The organism is Xenorhabdus anantnagensis (genome assembly GCF_028598555.1).
GTDB lineage: Bacteria > Pseudomonadota > Gammaproteobacteria > Enterobacterales > Enterobacteriaceae > Xenorhabdus > Xenorhabdus anantnagensis.
In genome coordinates, this window is record NZ_JAQRFN010000010.1 from 111,666 (window position 1) to 134,906 (window position 23,241).

The following is a 23,241-nucleotide window of genomic DNA, read 5'->3' on the forward strand; positions in this document are numbered from 1 at the left end:
CTGAATCTCATCAAGAAAAGCATCAAGAAATAATTTCATGCGCTCTGTCCTTTCGCTTGCCAGCCGCCTTGTAGCTTTAAGAAAAACGCCTTATGAGGGATTGGAAGGTATTAAATCCTTTTGTTATCAATATCCACTACTGGATTGCTGCCGCCATAAGTGCGCCCCGACCAACGCCTTCCAGGGAGAGAAATCTGCCAGCCATTTTTCTGCCTGCTCAGCGCTAACTTTGTCTTCCTGCCTGAGCAGATGTTGGAGATTACGCCTTACGGCAACATCACCATGCAATGAGCCATCCAAGTAATTGAATCCCCGTAGCAGGGCATAATTAATTGTCCACATACCAATGCCCTTAATGACAAGCAAGCTATCCGTCAATCGCTCCACTCCATCTTCTCTCTCTGGAATGTTTAGCTCCATTACACCAGAATCAATGAGTTGGCAAACATTCAATAAAGCATTGGCCTTAGCCACAGAAAAACCACACTGGCGTAGCTCATGTTCTGAACATTGCATCACCTGCTTATGATTTGGGTGGCATAATAATCCTGAAGAGTGCGGGATACCCACAGCCTGAATAAAACGCCGCCTAATGGAAATTGCTGCACTTAAACTAATTTGTTGTCCGATAATCGCCCAACTAAGAGCTTCAAATGGTGTTGCAGATTGGTAAATTCGTAAACCCGCTTGCCTGGTAACCAACTCTCCAATAACGGGATGTTCTTGATATACGGATTCGAATACTTCAACAGATTGTTTCAAACCAAGCATATGTGAAGCCAGAGCCGATAACGCTTCATGTTGTGAAGAACAAACTTTATCACCATCAATATCAAGCTGTATTTTTGCTCTATTTTTTTCAATTTCAATTGTCAAGAGAGCTGGTTTTTCATGCCAAATAATCCCTTTTTTAATTTGATTTTGTTGTACGGTTTCAGAAATGCCCATTTCATCCCTTTGATGAAAGGCTAAAAAGTCCCTCATATGATAATTATTGGGTAATATAATTTCCGTTAAACAGCTTGCTTTCATCAGAGCAACTCCAGAGATACACAGTATTAAGATAATTATCTAACAGACTTTAAATTTATACCCTTCGTCTTTCAAGCAATATCTTCAATTTTACATTTAACCAATTCTTCATTTAAACATTTTATTTGATATCTTGACGGACTCAATAATAATAGATAGATACCCATTCCCATAAATAAAATCATACTTAAAATCACCAAAAATAAATCCAAAGCACTCCCAGCCGTATTATTCAAGACACCTGCTTTTAATAAAAACACAACCAACACAGAAAATGCCAATGTGAAGAAATATACTGAAAATATCTTTTCAAACCAATAACTAACATAATAAAAAGAGCCAATATTGACTTGAACTACGCCAGAATTTAAAACAGTAAATGATCTCAATTTCCTGAGGCTATCTATACACTCTGAACTCAATCCATCTTGTTTCAGCTTGATAAAGATACTCCTAAATTTATCAGATTTTATTTTCGTGATATCGAACATTATCTCAGATGCAATTTCGTATTTAATATAGTTTTTACTTTGTTCATCCAAATAAGCATTATACTCATTTAGATACTTAATATACTTTATTGCTCTTCTCTCTCTAAAAACACTTACGTCTGCATAAAGTTTCTTTAATATAGATAAGATAATACCAATAAAAGTCCCAATAGATCCCAAGACTTTCACGATATCATTACCATGTTTTACGATGTATTCAATCATGTTTTTACTCTAAAGAATATAAAGCATACTTAAGTATAGGCCATGATAAATGAACTGGATCGCTTTCTGATCTATGAATAAAAACTCTTCATCAGTGCTACTGAAAGAGCACAAAACTCCGAAAGCAGTCCATTGCATTGATGCTAATCAAACAGATAAAGACACTCTTAATCGCTGTGAAAATCCCAGATGTGCTAACATACGCCCCAGATAGTTTTCTTTGTAAAATGCTTTTCTTTGCGAAATATTCATCTTTATAAGATATATTGTATGAAATAATAAAGGACAATCTAGAGCAACAAATCAGGAAGAAAATTAAGTCTTTTGATTGAAGACTTAATTTATACAAGAGGTTGAAATGGCACTATTAATTACCAAACGCTGTATCAATTGTGATATGTGTGAACCCGAATGCCCTAATCAGGCTATCGCAATGGGCGCAGAGATCTACGAAATTGAACCTGATCGTTGCACCGAGTGCATCGGACATTACGAAAAGCCAACTTGTCAATCTGTCTGCCCGATTACCAATACCATTATCCTTAATCCTAATCATCAGGAAACCGAAGAGCAGTTATGGGATAAGTTTGTACTGCTACACCACGCTGATAAAATCTGAACTTAACTTTCCAATATCACTGTCGCACAAGCATAACGTCGTTCATCTGCCAGTGTGACATGGATGGATTTGACATTCAGTTTGTTAGCCAGCGCTTCAGCCTCTCCATGAAGTTTTAACATGGGTTTCCCCAGAGGATCATTAATCACTTCAAACTGGTTAAAGGCCAATCCATTGCGGATGCCTGTTCCAAGCGCTTTGGCTGCCGCTTCCTTAACTGCGAAGCGCTTCGCCAAAAAACGGATAGGCTGGTTATGTTGTTGATATTGTTGCCACTCTCCGGCGCTCAGAACACGCCTTGCCAGACGTTCGCCTGAACGCCCGACAATTTCTTCAATACGGGATATTTCAACAATATCTGTGCCTAATCCAATAATGGCCATTAACGGCGCGCTTCCCGCAACAAAGTTTTCATATCTGCAACAGCGGCAGACAAACCACTGAATACAGCGCGGCCAATAATGGCGTGCCCTATATTTAGTTCATAAATTTCAGGTAAAGCTGCAATACGCTGCACATTGTGATAAGTCAATCCATGACCGGCGTTGACTTTTAGGCCCTTAGCGGCCGCGTAGGTAGCCGCTTCTTTGATACGCTGAAATTCTTTTTCTTGCTGTATCTCATTCTCTGCATCAGCATATGCACCAGTATGAATCTCGATAAATGGTGCTCTGACTTCAACAGCTGCATCGATTTGTTGGTGATCCGCATCAATGAACAAAGACACCAAAATTCCCGCTTCTGATAAAGTTTTAACAGCCGCAGCAATGTGCTCCTTTTGCCCAAACACATCCAATCCCCCTTCGGTTGTTACCTCTTGACGCTTTTCAGGTACTAAACAACAGAAAACAGGTTTGATTTGGCAAGCAATCCCCACCATCTCATCTGTTACCGCCATTTCAAGGTTCATACGGGTTTGAATTGTTCTTTCTAATAATTGAACATCTCTGTCAGTAATATGGCGGCGATCTTCACGCAGGTGAACCGTTATACCATCAGCTCCCGCCTGCTCTGCAACAAATGCAGCCTGAACCGGATCGGGATATTGTGTCCCACGGGCATTACGTAAGGTTGCAATGTGATCAATGTTGATACCTAACAATACCTCAGCCATTTTTAGCTCCTGCAATAACATAAGATTTAGTAAAGTCTACACTCTTCATCATGAAAAAGTGGCCTACTTTAGTTTTCATTTTTCTTGTTGGGGTTATCAGTTTTTTTACGTGCGAATTGACGAAATAGTTCACGGCTTTTTAACGGTTTTCCTCCCAAATAAGGCTTTAAAGCAATGCGAGTAAAACGTTTTGCCGCTTTCAAAGTCGTGTGATCAGGAAATTCGCCAATTGCCAACGCCTTTAGTTCATAACCAGTAAAGCTGTAGTGATCCACAACCAAACTGGCAGTAAACCCTTTTTCTTCACGATAACGGTAAGTCATTGTATCCGCTACAGGTTCACCACTTCCTGCACAGTGAAGATAATCTACACCGTATCCCATATTGGTTAGTAACGCTAATTCCAAACGACGCAATGCATACTCCGGCGTATATTCACTCGCCGCAAGAATTTGTAAACATTGGAGATAATCAAAAAAAAGTGCGGGATATGCCGTTCCTTGCTCAAGGACTCGGGACAAAAGCTCATTCACATACAAACCGCTGTAGAGCACACTTCCCGATAAGGGGAGAACCAATGAAATAGGCTCTGCATCTCTTAATGTCTTGATTTCCCCCCGCCCACTCCAACGAATGAGCAGCGGGGTGAAAGGCTGCAAGCAACCTTTTAGATTGGAGCGACGGCTGCGTGCCCCTTTCGCCAATACTCGTATGCGCCCTTCATTTTCAGTAAATATATCCAGTAGCAAACTGGTCTCACTGTAAGGGCGCCCATGAAGCACAAAGGCTCTCTGCCAGCCGTCCACATATTAGCCTTATAAGTCGTCGATGTAACCGAGGCTGCGAAGCGCCCGTTCATCATCAGCCCAACCAGCTTTCACTTTTACCCACAATTCTAAGTGGACTTTCATATCAAACAGCTTTTCCATATCTTGACGGGCTTCTGTGCCAATCGTCTTGATTTTGCTGCCTTTATTACCAATCACCATTTTTTTCTGGCCATCACGCTCAACCAGAATCAAACCGTGGATCGTATAACCACCCCGTTCATTGACAACAAATTGCTCAATTTCGACTGTCACAGAATATGGGAGTTCATCACCCAAAAAACGCATCAGTTTTTCACGGATGATTTCTGATGCCATAAAACGCTGTGAACGATCGGTGATGTAATCTTCAGGGAAATGATGCTCTGCCTGTGGTATATGGTCACGCACTAATTTGGCAATAGTATCAACATTCATGCCTTTTTCCGCACTAACCGGCACAACATCGATAAAATTCATCTGCTGGCTGAGAAAACCGATATGTGGCAGAAGAATAGTTTTATCTGTCACATTGTCCACTTTGTTAATAGCCAGTAAGACAGGGCAACGTAAATGGCGCAACTTGTTCACCACCATTTCATCATCAGGTGTCCAGTGCGTACCTTCCACAACAAAAATAACCAGTTCTACATCACCAATAGAGCTGCTCGCCGCACGGTTCATCAATCGGTTGATTGCACGCTTTTCTTCAATATGAAGACCCGGTGTATCAACATAGATGGTTTGGTAAGCTCCTTCCGTATGAATCCCCATGATGCGATGTCGCGTCGTTTGAGGTTTACGGGAAGTGATAGATACTTTCTGACCCAATAACTGATTCAGTAAAGTTGATTTACCGACGTTGGGCCGACCGACTATTGCAACAAATCCGCAATAGTTTTTTTCTTCGCTCATTCAAGCTCCAGTTGTTTTAATGCTTGTTCCGCAGCCGCCTGTTCTGCCTTGCGGCGACTGGAACCGACTCCTCTGACCGGCTGTTCAAATCCACTGACCTGACAGTGAATTGTAAATTCCTGATCGTGTGCTTCCCCACGAACTTGAACAACCAGATATGTAGGCAATGGCAAATGACGCCCTTGCAAATATTCCTGTAAACGTGTTTTAGGATCTTTTTGCTTATCGCCCGGGCTAATTTCATTCAAACGAGTTTCATACCAATTCAGGATAATCTTTTCGATGGTCTGAATATCGCTATCAAGAAAAATAGCGCCAATTAAGGCTTCAATGCTATCCGCCAAAATGGATTCGCGACGATGCCCCCCACTTTTTAACTCACCCGGCCCCAGCCGCAGGCATTCACCTAATTCAAACTCTCTGGCCAATTCCGCCAATGTATTGCCACGCACCAATGTTGCTCGCATACGGCTCATATCCCCTTCATCAACACGGGGGAAACGATGGTAAAGCGCATTGGCAATGACAAAACTCAGGATTGAGTCACCAAGAAATTCCAGACGTTCATTATGCTTACTGCTGGCGCTGCGGTGAGTCAACGCTTGAAGCAACAAATCGTGCTGTTTAAAGGTATATCCTAGCTTATGTTGTAACCGATTCGTTATTATGGAGTTCATGTGCTACCAATTCAGTTAGAATTCATCAAATAAAAGCACACGCAACAGACCTGTGAGGCTAGACCTATCTAGCAATATTCACCTTGCGGCAAACCTTACAAAACTGTTGCGTTTGCACTGGCTCCCAAAGACATTCATCATCTTGGGAACCAGTCATCTCGTTTGAAAGAATATTCTACACTGTGAGATAAATTAATGCTGCGCTAATATATAAATATTAGTGAATTCCACCAATTCGACTAAAGCGCACGCCAGTAGGCCACTTGCCTTCCTGTTTTTCGAAACTCATCCAGATGGCGGTTGCACGACCTACCAGATTTTTCTCCGGGACAAATCCCCATGAACGGCTATCGTCACTATTGTCACGGTTGTCGCCCATCGCGAAATATTGGCCTTTGGGAACGACCCAAGTACCAACTGACAAGCCATCTTGGCGGAAGCCAGGGATGCGTTGAATTTCAGGAATGGTCAAAATATGGTGTGACACATTACCTAAATTTTCTTTTCTTTCATTCTGACGGAGAGTATTCGGCCCTAATGGATCATTAACGGGAATTTGATAAACTCCACTTATACGAATCCCTTCTGACGTCACATCTTCTTTTATCGTCCATTCACTTGGGAATGTGTTCTTATAAGTAACAGGTAAATCCCCCTTGCATTCCGCATTCCAACCACAGCCCGGGTAAATCTGAAGCTCTTTTTTACTGTAATCGTAAACGATCTTATCTCCGGGCAAGCCAATGATTCGTTTTACAAAATCTATGCTTGGGTTTTTCGGATATTTGAAAACAGCAACATCTCCACGCTTAGGCTCACCGGTTTTTATTAAGGTTGTTTGCGTAAGCGGGTCTTTTAAACCATAGGCAAATTTTTCAACCAGAATAAAATCCCCGATCAACAATGTCGGCATCATTGAACCAGAAGGGATCTGAAAAGGCTCATAAACAAAAGAACGCAGAACCAACACAATGGCTAACACTGGAAAGACAGATGCAAGTGTTTCAACCCATGAAGGTTTGTTAAGCTCTTTAGCCAAAACTTCCTGACCTTCTGCGCCTGCCGCCTGTGCCTGAATGTGGGCAAGCTTTTTCTTACGTTCAGGAGCGAACTTGAATCGCTCCAGGCACCAGAGAATACCGGTGATTAACGTTGCTAACGTTAATACCAAGGCAAAAGTGTTAGCCATTTAAGCTCCTTACGACCTCGTTAATTATCTTTGCCAACATGCAGAATCGCTAAGAAAGCTTCTTGAGGCAGTTCAACATTTCCGACCTGCTTCATGCGTTTTTTACCTTCTTTCTGTTTCTGCAATAGCTTTTTCTTACGACTGACGTCACCACCATAACATTTCGCCAGTACGTTTTTACGTAACTGCTTAATGGTAGAACGCGCAATAATGTGAGTTCCTATGGCAGCCTGAATTGCAATGTCAAATTGCTGGCGTGGAATCAGTTCTTTCATTTTCTCCACCAGCTCACGTCCACGATATTGAGAATTGTCACGGTGAGTAATCAAAGCCAGAGCATCAACGCGCTCACCGTTAATCAAAACATCCACGCGAACCATGTCTGAACTTTGGAAGCGGATAAAATTATAATCCAGAGATGCATAACCACGAGATGTTGATTTCAAGCGGTCAAAGAAATCCAGAACAACTTCAGCCATTGGGATTTCATAAGTCAGTGCAACCTGATTGCCGTGATAAACCATATTGGTCTGCATACCACGTTTTTCCACGCAGAGTGTAATGACATTACCAAGATATTCTTTCGGCAATAACATATGACATTCTGCAATCGGTTCACGCAGTTCCCCAATATTATTTAATGCTGGCAACTTGGATGGACTATCAACATAGATAATATCACCACTGGTTGTCTCAACTTCATAAACAACTGTTGGAGCCGTTGTGATCAAATCAAGATCATATTCACGTTCCAAACGTTCCTGAATGATTTCCATATGCAGCAATCCGAGGAAACCACAGCGGAAACCAAAACCCAATGCGGTAGAGCTTTCTGGTTCATAGAATAATGAAGCATCATTTAAGCTCAATTTACCCAATGCATCACGGAATGCTTCATAATCATCAGAACTAATTGGGAACAGCCCCGCATAAACTTGCGGTTTAACCTTTTTAAAACCAGGAAGTGATTTTTCCGCAGGATGGCGGGCAGTTGTCAATGTATCCCCAACTGGTGCCCCCAGAATATCTTTGATGGCACAGACCAACCAACCTACTTCACCACAATTCAATACATCACGATCAATGCGTTTCGGTGTGAAGATACCCAGACGGTCAGCGTTATATACCTGCCCTGTGCTCATTACTTTGACTTTATCACCTTTACGCAAAGTACCGTTTTTAATGCGGACAAGTGAAACAACGCCAAGGTAATTATCAAACCATGAGTCAATAATCAGAGCCTGCAATGGTGCATCAGGATCGCCCTCTGGTGAGGGTATCTCTTTCACCAGACGCTCAATAACGTCTTGTACACCTATACCTGTTTTTGCAGAACAACGAACAGCATCTGTTGCATCAATACCAACAATATCTTCGATTTCTTCAGCAACACGCTCTGGTTCAGCAGCAGGGAGGTCAATTTTGTTCAGAACTGGAACCACTTCCAGATCCATTTCGATGGCGGTATAACAGTTAGCCAATGTTTGAGCTTCAACACCCTGACCCGCATCAACAACCAACAATGCACCTTCACAAGCAGCCAGTGAACGGGAAACTTCATAAGAGAAGTCAACATGCCCGGGCGTATCGATAAAGTTTAATTGATAGACTTGCCCGTCATTTGCCTTGTAATCAAGAGTTACACTTTGTGCCTTGATCGTGATTCCACGTTCACGTTCAAGATCCATTGAATCCAGTACTTGTGCTGCCATTTCGCGATCGGACAGCCCCCCACAGATTTGAATAATCCGGTCAGATAGCGTGGACTTACCGTGGTCAATGTGGGCGATAATGGAGAAATTTCGTATTTGCTTCATTATTTAATCTTTTTTGCCTTAATATTTCTGAATCATTCGCCTATGGACACACTGATGGACATAAAGCGACAATTTATTGGTTCGGCCACTGGCCTGAGGAGCCGTATTCTACATGCCAAACCAGTGAAAACCTAGTCATGCCTGTGGTTTTCAGTATGACCCAGTAGTTTTCAGTATGATAAATAAAGTTGAAACACGTATGGTAAAACAGATTATTCTTGCTGTAGCACCTTAACCGCATCAGGAGGTAAACCAATTTGCAACACTACAGGCTGGTACGTTTGCAGATTATCCCAATACGCAGCAATCTTGCGAGCAATGGAAAAACCAGTGACCCCACCGCCCATTCCTCCTAAACATATCCATAATTGATCAGTCGTCCAAAATTGGAAAAGAGCGGCTCCCAAAAACAGTCCCAATAACGGTGTCAGATAAACCAACATGGCTGAACGCAGCAGGCTGCTTTCAGGAATACCGACTTCAACTTTCTGACCCGGTTGAAGTGGTTGAGGGATCTCCAGTTCTAACTGATGGATGCTTTCTGGCCCTATTTTCTCCAGTAAATAAGAGCCACAGGCTGCTTTAGCCTGACAACTGCCGCAACCTGAAGATGAACCGTAGCGTAATAATGCACGGCCTTTTTGCCAACGGACAACAGTTGCCCATTCTTTAACCATCAGTTTTCTCCTGTAAACGTCACGTTTGCTGCAATTTTTTCGGCTGTTGCGAAAGGCAGTTCACCAATGACGGTTATACTATTTTTACCTCTGGCCAGAGTATAAACCGTTCTCCTGCCTTGTCGAAATAGTTGTTTATCAACCACCTTTTTATTTGAATTCATGACATTTACAGAAAAATTAAACAATCCATCACTATACATGATGGATTGTAACCATTCTGTCTCTGATAGCTTCCGGCTGTTACGAAAAATTTCTTTGAAGCCATCAGGCATTCCTCCAACCAGCCAATTAAACGTCAACTTATCAGAAGGTGGGATAAGTAACATAGGAGGTAATTTCAAATCTGTAATCGCGCTTAACTCCGTTTTAATATGGTCATTCACGGCTGATGACACAACACGGAATTGCTCGATGACTGTTGTATTATCCCTATCCAATAGGTCTATCAGCAGGGGAAGGTGATTTTTATCATCAATCAGAAGATTATAGTTATAGCGGGATTCATCTTTCGAGATGATGCGTACAAAACTCACGGGATGGTCACCAACGTGCGTACTTCCCGCATCAATGAAGCGATAAAATTTCTGCAATTGTGCAAAATCAGCGAAGATAATCGGTGGAAGATAGTCAACAATATGAGTGCCACGGATACTAAATGAATCCAGCCCCGGCTCGTAATAACTGATTTGATTACCACGCTGGATAATTTCCCTACGTGAACCATCCATTTGTATGATTTGGGCAATAGCCTGCCCGTCAATAATGGCATGACGGTAGCGCAAGGGTACGAGGAATCGCCGCTCCAAGTTGATGAAACCAAGCTCATAATCCAGCGTCTGTACTGCCTTACTCATATCCTGCAACAAAGCCTCAGCGCTGCTTTGCTGCGCTGAGGCTCTTAGAGGATTAATCAGGCTACTTGATAATAAAAAAACGAAAAGCCAAATACGTTTCATTACTGTTATCGTGAACCATTGTTGTGGACTATTTATTGTGAACTATCACTGTTAACTAACTATCACTGTTAACTAATTATCACTGTTAACTATTGCTGTGATTGTGGTGATACTTGCTCTCCAAGAGGCTGATTAGCCTGTGTGACATCACGATTTTTTTCAAAGTGAATGCGGCGGTCGAGTTCATATTGTTGCAACATCGCATCAATTCGTTTATTACTTTCACGCACTTGCATATTCAAATCACTACCGAAAGTTTCTTCTTCGGCTGGAGTTGCTAAACCAACTGTTGAAGTTGTACCCATCACAGGCAATGTATTAAAAGCCGGTGCCTCAAATTGGTTCTCTGTTTCAGAACGACTATCGTTATTATAGTGCTGGACGCCGATAATCACGCTCAGGGATACACAAGCAGCAACACCAATTTGTGTAATTTGGCTCTTCCATGTGCGGATTTTGTTCCAGAATGGCATGTTCGCCCATGTTTCGGGCTTTGGCTGAGATTCAGGAACAGCCGCTGGATTAATGTGAACGGGTTCTTTTTCAAGAGCCAACGCTACTCGACTCGCAATATCCAAATGTAATACATCCCCCACATCACCGCGCAGCACATCACGTACAAGATGATATCTTTCCCACTGTTTCTGCATGATCGCATCTTCAGAGACCAAATGAACTGCTTCACTATCAAGAGCTTCTCCATCCATTAATGCGGAAAGTTTCTCTCTTTGCATGCCAAAGTACCCTTAAATATTGTTTTGTCCCACTACTGTTGGATCAGTGGTTGAACTTTATTATCAATGGCTTCCCTTGCCCGGAAAATTCGTGAACGTACAGTGCCTACAGGGCATTCCATGATGTCGGCTATTTCTTCATAGCTCAACCCATCCAACTCCCTCAATGTAATCGCTATCCTCAAATCTTCCGGGAGCGATTCAATAGTGCGGAAAACCACTTCCTTTAATTCTTCAGACAACATTAAGTTCTCAGGGTTCGAAATTTCTTTTAATGAACTTGATGTATCATAATTTTCTGCGTCGTTGGCATCCAGATCATTGGATGGTGGGCGACGTCCCTGAGCAACTAAATAATTTTTCGCAGTGTTAACGGCAATACGGTACAGCCATGTATAAAAAGCACTCTCTCCCCGGAAAGAAGGGAGTGCCCGATAGGTCTTAATGAAAACCTCTTGAGCGACATCAGGTACATCGCCTTGAGGTACGTAACGAGCAATCAGGCTCGCTACTTTGTGCTGATATCTCATCACCAGCAAATTAAATGCTTTTTGGTCACCCTTCTGGACCTGTTCAATCAGCATTTGATCCGTTAACTGCTCGCTCATCCGAGGTTCACTCTCCTGAGGTAAAACTCCACATTTATACTTAAAATAAACCAATATGATGTTCTGATTTCCCGAACAAGCATGGCTTTGAGTATCAGTTCACTGTGAAGTTCAACTTTAGTTGTAATTTTATATTACAACCACCTGTTATTCTCGTATTGCATTTACTGTATGCCACTGATTATAAATGAAATAATTTTTCATGATATTTACTCAACGTCGCGTTGAAGTACACAATACGAAGTGCACAATATGAAACATACAATATGAGATATACAATCTACTGGAATCTATTGGATACCTAGTACAAATCATAGTCTCTATTTCAACAGGGTACGTGATTTTAATCTGAGAAAAAGAAAATCCTTATTCTATTGTACCGAAAAATCCGATTCATCATCTCAATAGTGCTAACATTATCAATAATAAAGATAAAAATCTGTTATTAACTGACGGAATTCGTCTGAATATGCGCCATCCAAGGAGCGAATAGTTAATTCACTCACTTGCACTTCCTGTTCTTGCAGGGATAACCCCAGCAATAGGCGATGCAATGGCTTATCCTGCCTATCACGAACATTAACTCGGAAATGGGTAAACCATCCCAAATCTGACGCCATGTTTTCAAATTGCTCACCAATCTCATAAGGCAGTACCAGACAAAATAACCCTGTCGGTGTAATCAATGCTTGCACACATTCCAATAATCCCTGATGTGTCAATGATGATGTATAGCGGGCCTGATTGCGTGCTTCGTTTCGACATGCAATAGCAGGCTCAAAATAGGGTGGATTGCTAACAATCAAATCGTATTGGGAGCTCATTTCACGTAATTCATTTTGTGCTAACTCATTTTGTTGCACATGCCGTCGCATGAAATCATGAATATCCTGCTGATGTACTGTAATTCGGGAAGGCCACGGTGATTGCTGCATATTATCAACTGCCTGCGTTGCAGCAAGAACATCCAGTTCCACCGCATCGATAATGATATCTCCTTTTGTACGCTGAGCTACCATCAAGGCAATCAAACCGCTGCCACATCCGATATCCAGACATCTTTTCCTGTTATATACTGGCGCCCAGGCTCCCAACAATACACCATCCGTCCCGACTTTCATCGCACATTTATCATGTCCAACAAAAAACTGTTTAAATGTAAAACCACCACGGCGAAAAGCGGGTTTCTGTATCGATGCCATAACATATATCTGCTGAAATTAAAATTTGTCATAGCATAAATCTTATGGCCGAAGGATAAAAGCAACCTGCTCATCGGATGTTTTTATAGGATGAAGAATGCGCCCAACCTGTTTATAATCGGCGGCCCAAACAGAGGTATATGATGACTGCAACAAATTTTTCCGAATTCGAACTTGATGAATCCCTGCTTGATGCACTGAATGAAAAAGGCTACGAACGCCCGACTGCCATTCAAGAGGCTGCCATTCCTGCTGCTATGGATGGACGCGATGTACTAGGCTCAGCGCCAACCGGCACAGGTAAAACCGCCGCTTATCTATTGCCGGCACTACAACATTTACTGGATTTCCCCCGCAAAAAATCGGGGCCTCCACGTATCCTGATTTTGACTCCAACCCGTGAGTTGGCAATGCAAGTTGCAGAGCAAGCAAAAGAATTTGCGGCACACACACACTTGGACATTGCCACAATAACGGGTGGTGTTGCCTATATGAATCACGCGGAAGTATTCAGTGAGAATCAGGATATTGTTGTCGCAACGACAGGGCGTTTGCTGCAATACATCAAAGAAGAAAATTTCGACTGCCGTGCAGTGGAAACACTGATCCTTGATGAAGCTGACCGTATGCTGGATATGGGATTCGCCAATGATGTCGAAACTATTGCGGGTGAAACTCGCTGGCGCAAACAAACATTATTATTCTCTGCAACCCTGGAAGGCGAATCCATCCGTGATTTTGCCGAGCGTCTGTTAACTGATCCTGTTGAAATCGATGCTGAACCTTCTCGTCGTGAACGTAAAAAAATTCAGCAATTTTATTATCGTGCTGATACGTTAGAGCATAAAACAGCTTTGCTGTGTCAGCTTCTCCAGCAACCTGACGTTACCAAATCGATTGTTTTCGTACGCAAACGAGAACGTGTACGTGAACTTGTTGATTGGCTGAGTCAAGCAGGTATTCAGGCTAGTTTCCTTGAGGGCGAAATGGTACAAGCCAAGCGTACAGATGCCGTGAAACGCCTGAATGATGGCAAAGTCAACATTCTGGTCGCAACCGATGTTGCTTCCCGTGGATTGGATATCGAAAACGTCAGCCACGTTTTTAACTTTGATTTACCCCGTACCGCAGATGTTTACCTGCACCGGATTGGCCGTACTGCTCGTGCAGGCCGCAAGGGAACAGCCATTGCTCTGATTGAGGCACACGACTATCCTCTTTTGGGCAAAATCAGCCGTTATCTCAAAGAACCTTTGAAAATGCGGGTCGTTGATGAACTTCGTCCGCAAACCAAAGCGCCAAGTGAGAAAAAAAGCTATAAGCCATCCAAAAAAGTGTTGGCAAAACGCAAAGAGAAGAAAAAAACAGAAGATACAAAGAGCAAGAACAGCCGCGTGAAAGTTCGTCATCGCGACAGTAAAAATATCGGTAAACGCCGTACTCCTTCAGGGAATTCCAAGCCAGAAGTCACTGAATCCACTAACGATTAATTGTCAGAATAGAATATGGGCGAAGTCATTCAATGGCTTCGCCTCCAATTCATTCATGATTTACTTTAAAATAACACATTCAAAACATCATACAGTGTAATTCTGCTCATGCTGCTGTGATGCAATTTACTGATAAACCGCTTCAAATTGCTCCCTAATTGCAGAATCACCCATACTCATTGCCAATGATCGCAAGGAAATTATATTCTCACCATCCTCTTCATTTTCATCGGCACTATCGGCTGACGCCAGCATAGTATCGTGATTATTCAACCAAGGCTTTTGGTCTGTCATTAATTCCAGAACAGCTTCCAAAAAGTGAGCCTTAAATGAATGCAATCCATATCGATGAGGTAAAACATCCCAGATGCTATCCAGTTCATATTCATATTCGAGTTCTATGGTATTTCCCATCGGTTGAGGGACGGGCAATTTCTTCTGCAAGATATTCAACCAATCGTGCTGGACGGCATAGTGCCGTATCAAACCATTATCTGCCAATTCATGCGCAACTTCAGGTGATACCCCCATACGTTTCAATGTCTCATCTGAAACACCAGCCGCATTATAAATAACAGCAGGCTTCCCTGTTGCTAATGCAGCCACTGTTGCCAATCCGCCTCCCAATGAATGCCCCGTGAAAATGACATTTTCCCCGAAGATTTTTAATGCCTTATGTGCTAGTTCCAACGCTTGATTATATTGTTTTTCATCATAGCCAAGCCCCTGACGAATGCTTACCATGAAATCTTTTAATTCATTCGAACCTGTGAAAGAAACAATATATAACCCATTATTTTGGTATACCCCGGCTTGAAACCCTGTTGAATAATCATTCAACGTTTCAGGGTCAATACCTACTTTCGATAAATCATCATCAGACAGACGCACATAACCGCCAATCCCTAAACTGGTCTCCCGATAAACATCACGGGTGACCAGTGTCAGAGAATAATCGATCAGTTGAGAATGTTTTCCAGCAATATCATTGGCTTTCAATCCGGGTGCCGCCATTGCACTCGAATTTAAATTATTAATCAGTGATTGATAGAGCGCATTAGCCTGTTTAGTGTTTTCTGAAAGTGAAATGCTTGAAGAAGAAATGTGATCAGCTTTGTCTGGTGGTGACCGGACTGGAGAATTAGTTTGAGGTTGCAGAGAATTCCCTTGTAATGGGTAAGTCCCTAATTCGCTGAGAAAACTGGTGTTAATTGATAAGGCCATAAAATTCTCCTACAGATTATTCAGGTTTGGAATAGTTTAAAAAACCCAAATTCTCTATCGGCAGAATATTTAACAAATTAAGAACAAATTTAATTTTTAATTAACAAAACATAATTCCATATTAAAAAAGGGAGTATTAATTCTCCCTTTAAACTTTTTGCTTGATACGCTTTTTACTTGATACGCTTTTTACTTGATACGCTTTTTACTTGATATAAAAGTTACAGGCTTTCTGTAAAAGTACGCGCAATAACATCACGCTGCTGTTCTGGGGTCAATGAGTTAAAACGTACAGCATAACCAGATACACGAATAGTGAGCTGAGGGTATTTCTCGGGATGTTTTACCGCGTCTTCCAAGGTTTCACGACGCAAGACATTAACATTCAGATGTTGCCCACCTTCAACACGCACCGTTGGTTTGACTTCCAGCTGAATCTCACGATATTCAAACTGCCCCAATTCCTCTTTGGCAACAATCTGGCCTTCATCGTAATCCGCTTTGGTACAGATACAACGCGCTTCATTTTTTTCATCATCCAACAGCCAAAAAGAATTCATCAATGCAGCATTGTCAGATTGGGTAATTTGAATCCCAGTAATCATTTATACCTCCAACTTCATCTTGGTTATTTAGTCAAACCATTATTTAATCAACCATCGTTCTTAATTTCCTGTATACCAGCACAAATGAGAATATTCTTTGATAGAAATCAACTAACTTTGTAAGGTTATTAACAATAAATACATAACCATTTGTTTTTAATCGTCTTTTATATAAGGATGTGATAATATTTTTTTGTGTTTTTTCAAAAAAACTTATAAAAACAGATTTTCATTCTAGGCGTTAAGTACGGATTGAGTTCAGAGGGTTTCCCTATTCCTAGGGAATCGGTAAGCTTAGACTTATCTGATAATCATCTAGAAAGGGATTGGCTATGTCCGCACCATCCACACCTCTCACATGGCACGATGTCATCGGCAATGAAAAAAAGCAGCCTTATTTTGTTGATACATTGTCTTATGTTGCCAACGAACGTCAGGCTGGAAAAACTATTTATCCGCCTCAGCAAGATGTTTTCAACGCATTCCGCTATACCGAATTAGCTGATGTAAAAGTGGTGATTTTGGGACAAGATCCTTACCACGGACCGAATCAAGCCCACGGTCTGGCTTTCTCTGTACAACCGGGCATTCCTGCACCCCCTTCTCTTGTTAATATGTACAAAGAACTGGAATCAGACATTGCTGGATTTACTCGCCCCAATCACGGTTGTTTGATCAGCTGGGCAAAACAGGGGGTATTGTTGCTCAATACCGTGCTAACCGTTGAGCGCGGTAACGCACATTCCCACGCTAATTTGGGATGGGAAACATTTACTGACAAAGTTATTGCAGCAATCAATGAACATCGCAGCGGAGTTATTTTCTTGCTTTGGGGGTCTCATGCCCAGAAAAAAGGTCGTTTTATTGATACCCAGCGCCATCATGTATTAAAAGCACCGCATCCTTCCCCTTTGTCTGCTCATCGTGGATTTTTAGGCTGTAAACATTTTTCACAGGCCAATACGCTGTTGGAAACTCAAGGGTTGTCTCCGATAGATTGGACGCCTCTATTGCCCCAATAACATTATCTTAATAGCATTATCTCAATAACTAATTTCTACTTACAAAAATGCCGCCTTATAAGTGGCGGCATTACATCACAAGGATACTGTGATTTTATTTAGAAACGGCAACCATTGCAGGACGCAGCAAACGACCATTCAAGGTATAGCCTTTCTGCATCACCAACATAACTTGATTAGGTTCATGCTGATCAGATTCCATCATGGTCATCGCCTGATGCACTTCTGGATTGAAAGGTACATTGGTGTCACCGACTACTTCAACACCAAACTTACCCACTGCATCAATAAAAGATTTCAGAGTCAGTTCAATTCCTTCAACCATTGACAGCAGCGTTTCATTAGTGCGATCAACCGCTTCTAATGCACGTTCCAGATTGTCGATAACTGGCAGAAGTTCATTAGCAAATTTTTCCAATGCAAATTTATGTGCCTTTTCTACATCCAGCTCAGTACGACGACGAATGTTTTCCACTTCAGCACGCGCACGCAACATCGCATCACGCTCGTTAACCTGAGCCTGCTTCAGTTGTTCTTCCAACTCAGCAACACGCGGGTCAACAATGTTTTCAGTCTCTGGCGCGTCTGCCTGTTCTGCATTCATTTGTTGCTCTAATACATTTTCTGTATTTTCTGAGACTTGCTCGTCAGGTGCTTTTTGGTCTTTACTACTCATGAATATCTCCGCGTATTTTGTATTATCTTCGCCATTCTCGCTTATTATGGGGATCAAAACGCGGGATTCAAGGGAACACATCATATTGTGAGGGCAAAACCATATGCTGAAGGAAATAACAGCAATGAATAATGAATTCAAATGCATCGGTATTGTCGGCCGTCCACGTCACCCTGAAGCGCTGGCCACCCATGAAATGCTGTATCACTGGCTGGTATCTAAAGGCTATTGCGTCATTGTGGATAGACAGGTCGCAAAAGACATTGGTTTAAAAGACGCTCAGGTTGGAGGGTTGACAGAAATCGGTAAAACTGCCGATCTTGTGATTGTTGTCGGTGGTGATGGCAATATGCTCGGTGCAGCCAGAGTATTATCACGTTATGACATCAAAGTCATTGGCATCAACCGAGGTAATTTAGGCTTTCTAACAGATTTAGATCCTGATAATGCTTTACAACAGCTATCCGAAGTTCTGGATGGCGAATATCGAGATGAAAAACGTTTTCTGCTTGAAGCACAAGTTACAAAAACAGGATATAAATCCCGACGTAGCACGGCATTAAATGAAGTCGTACTACATCCAGGGAAAGTTGCCCATATGATTGAGTTTGAAGTGTATATTGATGATCGCTTTGCTTTTTCACAACGTTCAGATGGTTTGATCATAGCAACACCTACTGGCTCCACAGCCTATTCATTATCTGCTGGCGGGCCGATATTAACCCCGAACTTGAATGCGATCGTGCTGGTACCGATGTTTCCGCATACTCTCTCAGCACGTCCTCTTGTTATCAGCAGTGAAAGCAGCATTCGCCTGAAGTTTGCCCAAAATAACAGTGACTACGAAGTCAGTTGTGACAGCCAGATAGTCCTGCCAATCCAAGATGGTGAAGAAGTGATCATCAAACGTAGTGACTATAATCTGCACTTAATTCATCCAAAAGATTACAACTACTTCAATACACTGAGCACAAAATTGGGTTGGTCGAAAAAAATGTTTTAAAAACGAAGCTGCCCTACTTTACTGTATAAAAAACCAGTTTATACTGTATGGAAGCACAGACATGTTTTTATGCACAGGAACGTGTTCTTATATAGTGGCGGTTTTTATATACAGCAAAAAGAAGGAGGAGCACGATGCTGACTCAATTGACCATCAGTAATTTTGCTATCGTTCGTGAACTTGAAATCGATTTCCGCTCAGGAATGACAGCAATTACAGGTGAAACCGGAGCCGGTAAATCCATCGCGATTGATGCGTTAGGTTTATGTCTTGGCAATCGCGGCGAAGCCAACATGGTTCGTCCAGGTGCTCCACGCACCGATCTTTGTGCTCGTTTTTCACTGACTGATGCTCCTTCTGCCCGCAAATGGCTTGTAAACCACCAGCTTGATGGAAGCTTTGATGATGATAATGAGTGCCTGCTGCGTCGTACAATCACCGCAGATGGGCGCTCTCGCGGTTTTATCAATGGCACTGCCGTGCCTCTTTCTCAATTACGTGAATTGGGTTCACATCTGATCCAAATCCACGGCCAACATGCCCATCAATTGTTGTTAGAAAATCGCCATCAAAGGCGCTTACTGGATATTTATACGAGCGATTTTGAACTTCAGCATGAAATGAAGCTGGCTTACCAACAATGGCGTCAAAGCTGTCAGGCTTTCTCCCAATTTCAACAACAAGCGCTTGAGCGTCGCTCACGTCAGCAATTGTTGGAATATCACCTGAAAGAACTGAACGAACTGTCACCGCAATCAGGTGATTATCAAGAACAGGACAACGAATACAAGAGGCTGGCAAACTGTGGGCAATTCTTGTCCGTCAGCCAAAACATTCTCCAGCTTTTAAGTGATAACGACGAACAGAATATTACCAGCCTTCTCAGCTATGCACGAAGTGAACTGACTGAGCTTGCCAGCATGGATCATAAGCTCAGTGGCCTGCTTAACATGCTGGAAGAAGCTGCGATTCAAATCAATGAAGCTAGTGACGAGTTACGCCATTACAGCGACCAACTGGAGCTAGATCCTAATCGTTTATTTGAACTGGAACAGAAAATCTCCCAGCAAATCAACATGGCTCGTAAGCATCATGTTACACCAGAAGAGTTGCCTGCATTACATCAACAGTTGTTGGAAGAACAGCATCAATTATCCCAGCAGGAAGATGATTGCGCCCACCTGAGTGAACTTGTCAGCCTCCACTATCAAAAAGCCCTGACGGTGGCGGAAAAATTGCACCATATTCGCCAGAAATATGCCGTAGAATTGAGCCAGTTGATAACAAACAGCATGCACCAGCTTTCTATGCCTCATGGTCGCTTCACCATTGATATTACTTTTGAACCGGAACATTTAAATATCGACGGAGCCAGCAAAGTCGAGTTCAATGTAACAACCAACCCCGGCCAGCCTCACCAACCGCTGGCAAAAGTGGCATCAGGTGGTGAACTTTCCCGTATTGCACTGGCGATTCAAGTCATTACAGCGAAAAAAATGGAAACACCTGCGCTCATTTTCGATGAAGTTGATGTAGGCATCAGCGGCCCAACAGCTGCGATCGTTGGGCGCTTGTTGCGTGAATTGGGGGAATCGACCCAAGTTATGTGCGTCACCCACTTACCTCAAGTCGCAGGATGTGGACATCAGCACTTTTATGTCAGCAAGCAAACAGATGGGGAAGAAACAGAAACCCAAATGCAATTATTGGATAAAAAAGCACGACTCCAAGAACTGGCGCGGCTTCTGGCGGGAAGTGAAGTTACAAAAAATACTCTGGCTAACGCAAAAGAGCTGCTAGCGGCATAAATTAATACAACTTTCTTGTATAATTGCAGTCATAGGTAAATGCGTAGAGGTTTTCAATCTCTTCATTGTTTATTATTATCGACGGCCTAACTCCTAAAGGAATGTAATTACTATGCGCTGTAAATTATTGACTGCCGCTACTGTATCACTTGTTATGCTGACTGCGGGTTGCTCCATGTTTGAGCGAGTTGTTTATCGTCCTGATATTAATCAAGGGAACTACCTTACGCCGGCTGCGGTATCAAAAATCCAGAAAGGAATGACTCAGCAGCAAGTCTCTTACACTTTGGGAACACCAATGCTGACTGATCCATTTGGGAGTCAAACTTGGTATTACGTATTCCGCCAACAACTAGGCCATGGAAAAGTAACTCAGGAAACCCTGACACTTACCTTTGATAGCAAAGGTGTGCTAACTGATATCAAGAATGAAAAGTCACTGCCAAAGAATCAGTGAAGTGTGTATTTTATTTATTCGCCAGTTTATCTACTGGCGAATAAATGGATTTTATTGCGCATTATTTTTAGCGCGCTCTGCTCGCTTACGCCGCATTTCTTTTGGATCAGCAATCAGAGGGCGATAAATCTCTACACGATCCCCTTCTTCCAACGTATCAGTCAATTTGGCCGGACGGCTATAGATACCAACTTTATTCTTGGTCAAATCGATATCATTACGTAGTGTCAAAAAGCCAGACTCAATAATAGCCTGTTCAACAGTTGCTCCTTGCGGTACTTGCACATTGCACAGATATTGCCGTTCAGGCAGAGCATAAACGACTTCGATATTGATCTCAGACACTGTAAACCTCACGGGCACGTTGGCTAAACGCCTGAACCATATTACCAGCCAACTCTTTGAAAACTTTACCAAAAGCCAGCTCAATTAACTTATTGGTAAATTCAAAATCGAGATGCAACTCAACCTTGCAAGCATCTGCACTTAGCGGAATAAAATGCCACCCTCCCATCAACTTACGGAAAGGCCCATCAACCAGCTGCATTTTGATGCTTTCATTATCAAATAACGTATTGCGCGTTACGAACGTCTTACTAATCCCTGCCTTAGAGACCTCAACGGAAGCCGTCATTTCGTTATTGCTACTGCTTATTACACGGCTACCCACACATCCCGGTAAAAAATCCGGATAAGACGTTACATCGTTGACCAATTTATACATTTGTTCCACGCTGTAAGGCACTAGCGCAGAGCGACTAATCTGTGGCATATCATTTCCTGTCAAACTTAACAGCGCTGAATATTATCACTTAAATGTGGTTAAATAAAAACCCGATGACATTTAGATCAATAAATGTGCACTTATTGCTAAATATCATGCAGAAGAGATTTCTTTCACTAACGCATACAGTATAATACAACTCATTATGACAAAGAAAAAAGCATACAAACCCGGTTCGGCAACAATTGCCATGAATAAGCGAGCCCGCCATGAATACTTCATTGAAGAAGAATTTGAAGCAGGCTTATCCCTACAAGGTTGGGAAGTCAAATCACTGCGCGCTGGCAAGGCTAACATCAGTGAGAGTTATGTTTTGCTCAAAAATGGTGATGCTTATCTTTTTGGTGCCACAATTACGCCATTGAACGTTGCTTCTTCCCACGTAGTTTGTGATCCGACACGGTTGCGCAAATTACTACTTAACAAACGAGAGCTTGATTCACTGTATGGTCGAGTCAATCGAGAAGGTTATACCATCGTCGCACTTTCCATGTATTGGAAAAATGCTTGGTGCAAAGTAAAAATTGGCGTTGCAAAAGGTAAAAAAGCGCACGATAAACGTTCAGATATTAAAGAACGTGAATGGAAATTAGACAAAGCACGAATTATGAAGAATTCCGGGCGTTAATCACTAGCATTATCACTCAATATTCTGATATACTTGCTTTTAACACACTTGGGGCTGATTCTGGATTCGACGGTATTCGCGAAACCCAAGGTGCATGCCGAGGGGCGGTTGGCCTCGTAAAAAGCCGCAAAACAATAGTCGCAAACGACGAAAACTACGCACTGGCAGCTTAATAACCTGCGCAGAGCCCTCTCTCCCTAGCCTCCGCTCTTAGGACGGGGATCAAGAGAGGTCAAACCAAAAAGAGATCGCGTGGATGCCCTGCCTGGGGTTGAAGCGTTAAATCCAATCAGGCTAGTTTGTTAGTGGCGTGTCTGTCCGCAGCTGGCAAGCGAATGTAAAGACCAGACTAAGCATGTAGTACCGAGGATGTAGGAATTTCGGACGCGGGTTCAACTCCCGCCAGCTCCACCATTCTTGTATTCGGAAATCATCGGAATACACCGAAAATAAAAGAAAAAGCCCTAAGTCATAATGAC

26 protein-coding genes and 1 other RNA gene are annotated in these 23,241 nt (G+C 42.4%); 8 read left to right on the forward strand and 19 right to left on the reverse strand.

The window, feature by feature from the left end; genetic code table 11:
• Positions 1-126: 126 nt before the first annotated feature.
• Positions 127-948 (reverse strand): DNA-3-methyladenine glycosylase family protein, encoded by an 822-nt coding sequence (locus tag PSI14_RS09955; protein WP_306309256.1) that lies wholly within the window; start codon positions 946-948, stop codon positions 127-129.
• A 155-nt stretch (positions 949-1,103) separates the two neighbouring features.
• The gene (locus PSI14_RS09960) at positions 1,104-1,748 is read right to left on the reverse strand and encodes a hypothetical protein (RefSeq protein WP_273575749.1); all 645 of its coding nucleotides are present in this window, start codon (positions 1,746-1,748) and stop codon (positions 1,104-1,106) included.
• A gap of 358 nt (positions 1,749-2,106) precedes the next feature.
• On the opposite strand from PSI14_RS09960, the gene PSI14_RS09965 reads away from it, so the two are divergent.
• Complete coding sequence (locus PSI14_RS09965) at positions 2,107-2,367, forward strand: YfhL family 4Fe-4S dicluster ferredoxin (protein ID WP_273575750.1); 261 nt, start codon at positions 2,107-2,109, stop codon at positions 2,365-2,367.
• Between the two features lie 2 nt (positions 2,368-2,369).
• Here the strand turns inward: PSI14_RS09965 and acpS are convergent, their stop codons facing one another.
• The 12 genes from acpS to trmN all read right to left on the reverse strand — a co-directional run bounded on the left by acpS (position 2,370) and on the right by trmN (position 13,065).
• Positions 2,370-2,750, reverse strand: coding sequence for a holo-ACP synthase (acpS, locus tag PSI14_RS09970; RefSeq protein WP_273575751.1), 381 nt, complete (start codon positions 2,748-2,750; stop codon positions 2,370-2,372).
• Positions 2,750-3,481: a pyridoxine 5'-phosphate synthase gene (pdxJ, locus tag PSI14_RS09975; RefSeq protein WP_273575752.1), complete on the reverse strand. Its 732-nt coding sequence runs from the start codon at positions 3,479-3,481 to the stop codon at positions 2,750-2,752. The genes acpS and pdxJ overlap by 1 nt, the downstream gene beginning before the upstream one ends.
• 68 nt (positions 3,482-3,549) lie before the next feature.
• Positions 3,550-4,287, reverse strand: coding sequence for a DNA repair protein RecO (recO, locus tag PSI14_RS09980; RefSeq protein WP_273575753.1), 738 nt, complete (start codon positions 4,285-4,287; stop codon positions 3,550-3,552).
• Positions 4,288-4,296: 9 nt separating this feature from the next.
• Positions 4,297-5,202 (reverse strand): GTPase Era, encoded by a 906-nt coding sequence (gene era / locus PSI14_RS09985; protein ID WP_273575754.1) that lies wholly within the window; start codon positions 5,200-5,202, stop codon positions 4,297-4,299.
• Complete coding sequence (gene rnc, locus PSI14_RS09990; RefSeq protein ID WP_273575755.1) at positions 5,199-5,879, reverse strand: ribonuclease III; 681 nt, start codon at positions 5,877-5,879, stop codon at positions 5,199-5,201. The genes era and rnc overlap by 4 nt, the downstream gene beginning before the upstream one ends.
• 217 nt (positions 5,880-6,096) lie before the next feature.
• A complete protein-coding gene (lepB, locus tag PSI14_RS09995; RefSeq protein WP_273575756.1) occupies positions 6,097-7,068 on the reverse strand; it encodes a signal peptidase I in 972 nt (323 codons plus the stop codon).
• A 20-nt stretch (positions 7,069-7,088) separates the two neighbouring features.
• Positions 7,089-8,885 (reverse strand): translation elongation factor 4, encoded by a 1,797-nt coding sequence (gene lepA, locus PSI14_RS10000; protein WP_273575757.1) that lies wholly within the window; start codon positions 8,883-8,885, stop codon positions 7,089-7,091.
• A gap of 212 nt (positions 8,886-9,097) precedes the next feature.
• The gene (gene rseC, locus PSI14_RS10005) at positions 9,098-9,562 is read right to left on the reverse strand and encodes a SoxR-reducing system protein RseC (RefSeq protein WP_273575758.1); all 465 of its coding nucleotides are present in this window, start codon (positions 9,560-9,562) and stop codon (positions 9,098-9,100) included.
• Positions 9,562-10,521 carry a sigma-E factor regulatory protein RseB gene (gene rseB, locus PSI14_RS10010; protein WP_273575759.1) on the reverse strand — a complete coding sequence of 320 codons (960 nt, stop codon included), beginning with the start codon at positions 10,519-10,521 and terminating at the stop codon, positions 9,562-9,564. The genes rseC and rseB overlap by 1 nt, the downstream gene beginning before the upstream one ends.
• A gap of 89 nt (positions 10,522-10,610) precedes the next feature.
• Positions 10,611-11,255: an anti-sigma-E factor RseA gene (gene rseA, locus PSI14_RS10015; RefSeq protein WP_273575760.1), complete on the reverse strand. Its 645-nt coding sequence runs from the start codon at positions 11,253-11,255 to the stop codon at positions 10,611-10,613.
• 32 nt (positions 11,256-11,287) lie between these two features.
• Positions 11,288-11,863 carry an RNA polymerase sigma factor RpoE gene (gene rpoE, locus PSI14_RS10020; RefSeq protein ID WP_273575761.1) on the reverse strand — a complete coding sequence of 192 codons (576 nt, stop codon included), beginning with the start codon at positions 11,861-11,863 and terminating at the stop codon, positions 11,288-11,290.
• 419 nt (positions 11,864-12,282) lie between these two features.
• Positions 12,283-13,065: a tRNA(1)(Val) (adenine(37)-N(6))-methyltransferase TrmN gene (gene trmN / locus PSI14_RS10025; RefSeq protein ID WP_273575762.1), complete on the reverse strand. Its 783-nt coding sequence runs from the start codon at positions 13,063-13,065 to the stop codon at positions 12,283-12,285.
• A 143-nt stretch (positions 13,066-13,208) separates the two neighbouring features.
• On the opposite strand from trmN, the gene srmB reads away from it, so the two are divergent.
• Entirely contained in the window at positions 13,209-14,555 is a 1,347-nt protein-coding gene (gene srmB / locus PSI14_RS10030; protein ID WP_273575796.1) for an ATP-dependent RNA helicase SrmB, read from the forward strand.
• Positions 14,556-14,681: 126 nt separating this feature from the next.
• Here srmB and PSI14_RS10035 read toward each other — a convergent pair whose 3' ends face one another.
• Positions 14,682-15,779, reverse strand: a complete 1,098-nt coding sequence (locus PSI14_RS10035; protein WP_273575763.1) for a Tle-like phospholipase domain-containing protein — start codon at positions 15,777-15,779, stop codon at positions 14,682-14,684.
• A 221-nt stretch (positions 15,780-16,000) separates the two neighbouring features.
• Entirely contained in the window at positions 16,001-16,384 is a 384-nt protein-coding gene (gene grcA, locus PSI14_RS10040) for an autonomous glycyl radical cofactor GrcA (RefSeq protein WP_273575764.1), read from the reverse strand.
• Positions 16,385-16,716: 332 nt separating this feature from the next.
• Between grcA and ung the strand changes: the two genes are divergently transcribed.
• The gene (gene ung / locus PSI14_RS10045) at positions 16,717-17,406 is read left to right on the forward strand and encodes a uracil-DNA glycosylase (RefSeq protein ID WP_273575765.1); all 690 of its coding nucleotides are present in this window, start codon (positions 16,717-16,719) and stop codon (positions 17,404-17,406) included.
• A gap of 94 nt (positions 17,407-17,500) precedes the next feature.
• Here the strand turns inward: ung and grpE are convergent, their stop codons facing one another.
• The gene (grpE, locus tag PSI14_RS10050; RefSeq protein WP_273575766.1) at positions 17,501-18,082 is read right to left on the reverse strand and encodes a nucleotide exchange factor GrpE; all 582 of its coding nucleotides are present in this window, start codon (positions 18,080-18,082) and stop codon (positions 17,501-17,503) included.
• 124 nt (positions 18,083-18,206) lie between these two features.
• Here grpE and nadK point away from each other — a divergent pair, with 124 nt between their 5' ends.
• From nadK to bamE, 3 genes are all read left to right on the forward strand, one after another.
• Positions 18,207-19,085 (forward strand): NAD(+) kinase, encoded by an 879-nt coding sequence (gene nadK / locus PSI14_RS10055; protein WP_273575767.1) that lies wholly within the window; start codon positions 18,207-18,209, stop codon positions 19,083-19,085.
• A 134-nt stretch (positions 19,086-19,219) separates the two neighbouring features.
• Positions 19,220-20,893 carry a DNA repair protein RecN gene (recN, locus tag PSI14_RS10060; RefSeq protein WP_273575768.1) on the forward strand — a complete coding sequence of 558 codons (1,674 nt, stop codon included), beginning with the start codon at positions 19,220-19,222 and terminating at the stop codon, positions 20,891-20,893.
• A gap of 112 nt (positions 20,894-21,005) precedes the next feature.
• Positions 21,006-21,350, forward strand: coding sequence for an outer membrane protein assembly factor BamE (gene bamE / locus PSI14_RS10065; RefSeq protein WP_273575769.1), 345 nt, complete (start codon positions 21,006-21,008; stop codon positions 21,348-21,350).
• 51 nt (positions 21,351-21,401) lie between these two features.
• Here bamE and PSI14_RS10070 read toward each other — a convergent pair whose 3' ends face one another.
• Together PSI14_RS10070 and PSI14_RS10075 are read right to left on the reverse strand one after the other, a co-directional pair.
• Positions 21,402-21,695 carry an RnfH family protein gene (locus PSI14_RS10070; protein WP_273575770.1) on the reverse strand — a complete coding sequence of 98 codons (294 nt, stop codon included), beginning with the start codon at positions 21,693-21,695 and terminating at the stop codon, positions 21,402-21,404.
• On the reverse strand, positions 21,688-22,122 hold the full coding sequence (locus PSI14_RS10075) for a type II toxin-antitoxin system RatA family toxin (RefSeq protein WP_273575771.1): 435 nt from the start codon (positions 22,120-22,122) through the stop codon (positions 21,688-21,690). Before PSI14_RS10075 ends, PSI14_RS10070 begins: the two co-directional genes overlap by 8 nt.
• 157 nt (positions 22,123-22,279) lie before the next feature.
• Here PSI14_RS10075 and smpB point away from each other — a divergent pair, with 157 nt between their 5' ends.
• Complete coding sequence (gene smpB / locus PSI14_RS10080; RefSeq protein WP_273575772.1) at positions 22,280-22,762, forward strand: SsrA-binding protein SmpB; 483 nt, start codon at positions 22,280-22,282, stop codon at positions 22,760-22,762.
• 50 nt (positions 22,763-22,812) lie between these two features.
• Positions 22,813-23,176, forward strand: a transfer-messenger RNA (tmRNA) gene (gene ssrA, locus PSI14_RS10085).
• Positions 23,177-23,241 lie beyond the last annotated feature (65 nt).

Excerpts from the sequence above, each read along its gene's own strand:
- PSI14_RS09955 (WP_306309256.1), bottom strand. The coding sequence starts at position 948 with ATGGGCATTTCTGAAACCGTACAACAAAATCAAATTAAAAAAGGGATT.
- PSI14_RS09960 (WP_273575749.1), bottom strand. The coding sequence starts at position 1,748 with ATGATTGAATACATCGTAAAACATGGTAATGATATCGTGAAAGTCTTG.
- PSI14_RS09965 (WP_273575750.1), top strand. The coding sequence starts at position 2,107 with ATGGCACTATTAATTACCAAACGCTGTATCAATTGTGATATGTGTGAA.
- acpS (WP_273575751.1), bottom strand. The coding sequence starts at position 2,750 with ATGGCCATTATTGGATTAGGCACAGATATTGTTGAAATATCCCGTATT.
- pdxJ (WP_273575752.1), bottom strand. The coding sequence starts at position 3,481 with ATGGCTGAGGTATTGTTAGGTATCAACATTGATCACATTGCAACCTTA.
- era (WP_273575754.1), bottom strand. The coding sequence starts at position 5,202 with ATGAGCGAAGAAAAAAACTATTGCGGATTTGTTGCAATAGTCGGTCGG.
- rnc (WP_273575755.1), bottom strand. The coding sequence starts at position 5,879 with ATGAACTCCATAATAACGAATCGGTTACAACATAAGCTAGGATATACC.
- lepB (WP_273575756.1), bottom strand. The coding sequence starts at position 7,068 with ATGGCTAACACTTTTGCCTTGGTATTAACGTTAGCAACGTTAATCACC.
- lepA (WP_273575757.1), bottom strand. The coding sequence starts at position 8,885 with ATGAAGCAAATACGAAATTTCTCCATTATCGCCCACATTGACCACGGT.
- rseC (WP_273575758.1), bottom strand. The coding sequence starts at position 9,562 with ATGGTTAAAGAATGGGCAACTGTTGTCCGTTGGCAAAAAGGCCGTGCA.
- rseB (WP_273575759.1), bottom strand. The coding sequence starts at position 10,521 with ATGAAACGTATTTGGCTTTTCGTTTTTTTATTATCAAGTAGCCTGATT.
- rseA (WP_273575760.1), bottom strand. The coding sequence starts at position 11,255 with ATGCAAAGAGAGAAACTTTCCGCATTAATGGATGGAGAAGCTCTTGAT.
- rpoE (WP_273575761.1), bottom strand. The coding sequence starts at position 11,863 with ATGAGCGAGCAGTTAACGGATCAAATGCTGATTGAACAGGTCCAGAAG.
- trmN (WP_273575762.1), bottom strand. The coding sequence starts at position 13,065 with ATGGCATCGATACAGAAACCCGCTTTTCGCCGTGGTGGTTTTACATTT.
- srmB (WP_273575796.1), top strand. The coding sequence starts at position 13,209 with ATGACTGCAACAAATTTTTCCGAATTCGAACTTGATGAATCCCTGCTT.
- PSI14_RS10035 (WP_273575763.1), bottom strand. The coding sequence starts at position 15,779 with ATGGCCTTATCAATTAACACCAGTTTTCTCAGCGAATTAGGGACTTAC.
- grcA (WP_273575764.1), bottom strand. The coding sequence starts at position 16,384 with ATGATTACTGGGATTCAAATTACCCAATCTGACAATGCTGCATTGATG.
- ung (WP_273575765.1), top strand. The coding sequence starts at position 16,717 with ATGTCCGCACCATCCACACCTCTCACATGGCACGATGTCATCGGCAAT.
- grpE (WP_273575766.1), bottom strand. The coding sequence starts at position 18,082 with ATGAGTAGTAAAGACCAAAAAGCACCTGACGAGCAAGTCTCAGAAAAT.
- nadK (WP_273575767.1), top strand. The coding sequence starts at position 18,207 with ATGAATAATGAATTCAAATGCATCGGTATTGTCGGCCGTCCACGTCAC.
- recN (WP_273575768.1), top strand. The coding sequence starts at position 19,220 with ATGCTGACTCAATTGACCATCAGTAATTTTGCTATCGTTCGTGAACTT.
- bamE (WP_273575769.1), top strand. The coding sequence starts at position 21,006 with ATGCGCTGTAAATTATTGACTGCCGCTACTGTATCACTTGTTATGCTG.
- PSI14_RS10075 (WP_273575771.1), bottom strand. The coding sequence starts at position 22,122 with ATGCCACAGATTAGTCGCTCTGCGCTAGTGCCTTACAGCGTGGAACAA.
- smpB (WP_273575772.1), top strand. The coding sequence starts at position 22,280 with ATGACAAAGAAAAAAGCATACAAACCCGGTTCGGCAACAATTGCCATG.